The sequence below is a fragment of the Candidatus Ichthyocystis sparus genome, assembly GCF_900078745.1.
GTDB classification, from domain to species: domain Bacteria; phylum Pseudomonadota; class Gammaproteobacteria; order Burkholderiales; family 2013Ark19i; genus Ichthyocystis; species Ichthyocystis sparus.
Map to the genome: position 1 here is coordinate 1 of NZ_FKII01000064.1, position 4,846 is coordinate 4,846.

General features: G+C 37.8%; 3 protein-coding genes. 1 reads left to right on the forward strand and 2 read right to left on the reverse strand.

What is annotated here, in order from left to right:
- On the reverse strand, positions 1-471 hold a 471-nt coding region (locus A6733_RS07155; protein ID WP_141663480.1), incomplete at its 3' end, for a hypothetical protein.
- A 1,126-nt stretch (positions 472-1,597) separates the two neighbouring features.
- Positions 1,598-4,294: a hypothetical protein gene (locus A6733_RS07160; RefSeq protein WP_092460717.1), complete on the reverse strand. Its 2,697-nt coding sequence runs from the start codon at positions 4,292-4,294 to the stop codon at positions 1,598-1,600.
- Positions 4,295-4,310: 16 nt separating this feature from the next.
- On the opposite strand from A6733_RS07160, the gene A6733_RS07165 reads away from it, so the two are divergent.
- The coding region (locus A6733_RS07165) for a hypothetical protein (protein ID WP_242641606.1) at positions 4,311-4,846 on the forward strand (536 nt) is incomplete at its 3' end.

Here is a 4,846-nt window from a genome sequence, read left to right on the forward strand (position 1 = left end):
GTGCACAAAATTAGCCCTACACAGTACCTTATAAGTATTAAACCAAATAATCCGCCCGATCTTCGTAAGTTTATCACTCACGTTTGGTGGAAATTGTTCGCTTAACCTACTCTTGTAAGAAATTCCAGCTAGTCCATCAGCTTTCGAAAGAAGACCGTTAATTATTTGAGCACTATCAGGATGTAAATTAACTCCCAGCAAATCACAAACATCCTGATCAGTAATAATGGCTGGAGAAGAAACAGCAGCACCAGATCTGGAGGCACAAGCTTTGCCTATATCATCACAAGTACTCAACCCACCACCCACAGTGGTGGCTGAAATAGTAACAGCAGAAGCCTCAACTTGCTGCAAACCAACACTAGAAACATCACTCTGTACAACGCACCCTTTACCACCACCATCACTCTCTGAAGGATCACTAGAAGAAGTAGCAGCGCCACCGGTCACAGGCACAGGCACAGGATACATAACAAACCCTCTGTTTATTGCTATTATTATTCACTTATTATTTTTACTATCAACTCACACACCAACATTGCATAAAAGCTACAGAAGAGAAATGGGCACAGTCCCTCAAAGGAACGCACAAAACACCACAAACAGGATCAAAAGCAAAGCACCATCAGCATCAGCACCGTATACAACGGCACTCACATACAAAATTAGAGTGGCAGTTCACACACACAAAGATATAAAGCACTACAAGGGTGACATGCTATCTTATATATAACTTAAAAAAAACAATTTTATACCAAACATATAACAACTAATTATACAATATGCAGCATTAATATAAAATGAATTAACTACTAATTATTTAACAACCTATTTGACTATTACTTATGTTTATCATATCTCAACATCTTACCAAAATCACAGAATAGAAGTAATACTGGCCACAGTAAAAATAACTAAACGCACATAACACTAAAAGCAGGACCAGAAGCAAAACCCTACGTCATCACTTCTGTATCTCAATTCATGAAATTCACATCCAAAAGTATTAATTCTCATGTACAAAGTAAAAAGTCACTACTTGCAAGCAATGAGTGTCCTGTTTCAAAAATAACGAGGTAAATTCAAGTACCTACAAAGTACTAGATGCAAGTACTAGATGCCAGATAAATTAATATAGACAAGTACCCACATAATAATAGAAGTTAATCAACATTTGTTTCAATGCCTTTATTTTTGATACAAAAAAAACTCAATAAGTGTTTGTCATGTACAACATAAATATCTAGTACAGATTACAAATTCTTGTATACAAATTTTATGACTGATTAATGCTGTTCCAGCAAAAAACACAAAAAAACGAGTGCTACTACATGTACGGTATCAGACTATATTTTATAATTAACCAAAAATTCAATGGTTCTTTTTATTTTAATTAATTTACAGTAGATAGCATTAGTAATCCTTAATAAAAAAAACAAATATTGCATACTTAGCTATCAATAGCATGGCAAATGTATCATGCATAAATAAAAAAACACAAGAGCGGAGTTTATCCGTATAGAAATAAGAACTAGCTCACAACAAATAAAATCATGTAAAACCAATAGTAGGAGGAAATAAGATCAATTCTCACAAATTACTCATTTCTTTTCCTTTTACGTCCTCTTCTCTGCACACCACCCTGAAGTGAGGAGGACGACCCACCTCTGCCACCTCTCATATCCGCAGACACAGGAGAAGAGGAAGAAGGTCCAGCAACAACACTATCACTAGTAGATGCTTCTAAATATTCCATAACTAATCGCGTAACAAAGGCGGAGTGAGCATCTTCATATAGTTCTGGTGCATATACTGATTCAGACGAAGATGAAGATGAAGATTCTGACTCAGACGAAGATGAAGATTCTGACTCAGACGAAGATGAAGATTCTGACTCAGACGAAGATGATCCATCTTCTAAAACTCTCAAATCAGAAGCATCACCTTCCAGGGTCGAGACTGAACCATGAACACTAATACTCGAAAAACACTCGCCAGACAAAGGTACCAATTGCATCTCATACTGATACTGAGGTTCAGGACGAGAATCAGGCTCAAGCTCAGAGGCAGATGGAGATAATGGTGCAAATAAAGTCGAAGGTGGAGATGAAGGAACAGGAGACAATTCACCTGCTAAAGCTCCAAGATCAGAATAATTCGAAGGAGGCTCATCAGAAGTAGAAACAGCAACAATATCAGATAAATTAGCAGGTTGATCTCTATAAGAAAGCAATTTAACAAATCTACGAGAAGACTGATCATGTTTCTCATCAAATAGCAATAAAGATCTTAACTGTGTCTCAGATTGAGGACATGGATTAGGCAATGATTCAGGTTGAGATGATGATAATGCAGACCGAAGCTTCGCAGAAGAGATAACCGGGGAATGAGTGAGCACAGCAGTACTACTTACTGACTCAGTACCATCCGCACATTTACCACTACTACCTTCTGATGTCTTACTTTCACTTATCACACATCCTTGAGGAACAGTCTCAGTAAGAGAAGACGAAGAAGAGCCAGTACCTTCAGGTAATGAATCAGGTTCAGGTTGATATAATAACTCAGACTGAAGTTGCAAACTGGAAGAAGAACACATAAAATCTGTGGTGGCACTTACTAAAGTCGTAACACCACTTGCAACTTTACCACTGCCATTTCCTGATACCTTACTTTTACCTGTCTTAGGTTGTCTTTTGGGATCTAAAAATGCCACTACGGGAATACCAGCAATATTGAGGACACTAATAACATCTTCGCAACTAACATCACACAATGATCCACCTTCTAGTTCAGCAAAAAATTCACCAGTCACTACATCCCACTGAGATTTAAATACAGACTCCGCTACATTAAAAGCAGCACAATCTAGTTTCGACAAAAAATCTAATAAAACACCTCCACTTAATGGAACCAGCTCACAATCAAAGGTACTTGATAATACTCTAATATTAGTAAGTGCACGTATAACATCAGGACGGTACTTGTAATGATATATACACAGACACCTAGACATAAAACTAGATAGATGCAATTCTCTGTATATCCTACACCAAATAGCTCTCCCAATCGTAGAAAGTTCACCATTTACAGCCGTTGAAAGGTAATTATATATAGAACGCGAATAAGACATTCTTGCAGATTTACAAAAACCATGAAAGATCCTACAAATTAGCTCAGCACTACCAAGATGCAACTTAACACCTAGCAAATCAACGTATTGAATGGTCGGTACTCCAACAGTAGAACAAACAATTCCTGCCTCAGCATGAGTAGAAACAGGAATAGAAACACTACTGCTACTCGCTTGCTTACCTTTCACAATCGAACCAGAAGAAGATCCATCTCCTGATGTTGCACTCTTATCAACATATTCACCACTCGTATTTGTTCCAGAATATCGTGTTTTCAAATATGACATCAAATATGGTTCCATTGAGAAAATAACGGAAAGACTTCTGCTACTAGCGTATACCCCTTCTGCAATCGAACTAGAAAAAGATCCATCTCCTGATACTGTAGGCTTGTCAGTACCTTTATCACTTGCATGTGTTCCGTGATATCGTGTTTTCAAATTCCATATTGAAGATGATGCTATTGAGGGAATACCGGCAATGTCTAGGACATTGGTAAAATCTTTATAACTAACAGCATCCAAAGACTCACCTTCTAGAGCACTAGAAATTCTATCAACTACTTCACGCCAATTAGAGTTAAAAACATGCTCCGCCATCTTACGGATAGCAGAATCTAGTCCCAATAAAAAATTCAGCAACGTATCTCCAGTCAACTTCTCTACATCACCGACAGAAGAACTAGACAATACTTTAATGTCAGGAAGAGAACGTATAAAACCAGGTCTGTGCTTAGAATGATACTCATGAAGACATTTATTCACAAAGTTAACTTCACACAGTACCTTATAAGTACCGTACCAAATAGCACGTCCGGTCTCCGTAAGTTTATCTCTGGTGTTTGGTGGAAGTTGTCTGTTTATCATTCTCTTGTAAAAACCTCCAGCTATTGCATCAAATTTAGAAAGGAGATCACCAATTATTTTAGCACTGCCAGGATGTAAACTAACTCCCAGTAAAGCGCAAATATCCTGATCAGCAATAATGGCTGGAGAAGAAACAGCAGCAGTACTGGATTTGGATACTGTACCTATCCGTCCTTTTAAATCTGAAAGAGCTGCTCTTGATAACTTACCTTTTACCTTACATCTCTTTAAATCTGAAAGTGCTGCTCTTGATAACTTCCCTTTTACCTTACGTCTTTTTGAATCTGCGCGCATGTCTTATTCGTGTTCCATGGATAATTACCTCTTAACGGCTATGAGTAGTGAGCTCTCTACGGTTGGGCTAGCTATTTGGTGCAGGATGTATAGAGAATTGCATCTATCTAGTTTTATAGCCAAGTGTCTGTGTATCTACCATTACAAGTACCGTCCTGATTTTGTACGTGCACTTCCTAATGTTAGAGTATTATCAAGTTCCTCTGATTGTAAGCCAGTTCCATTAAGTGGAGGTATTTTATTAGGTTTTTTGTCGAATTTGGATTGTGCTATTGCCGAGAGAGTGGAGAATATATTTAAATCTCGGTGGGATGAAGCAACTAGTGGCGTTTTGTCCGAACTAGAAGGTGGATCATTGAGAGGTGTTTGTTGTGAGGATGTTATTAATGTTCTCGATGTTGCTGGTGTTCCTGTAGTAGCGCTTTCAGATTCAAAAAGACGTAAGGTAAAAGGGAAGTTATCAAGAGCAGCACTTTCAGATTTAAAGAGATGTAAGGTAAAAGGTAAGTTATCAAGAGCAGCTCTTTCAGATTTAAAAGGACGGATAGGTAC

Bases quoted from the DNA above. Each gene is read 5' to 3' on its own strand.
- A6733_RS07160 (WP_092460717.1), bottom strand. From the start codon at position 4,294: ATGCGCGCAGATTCAAAAAGACGTAAGGTAAAAGGGAAGTTATCAAGA.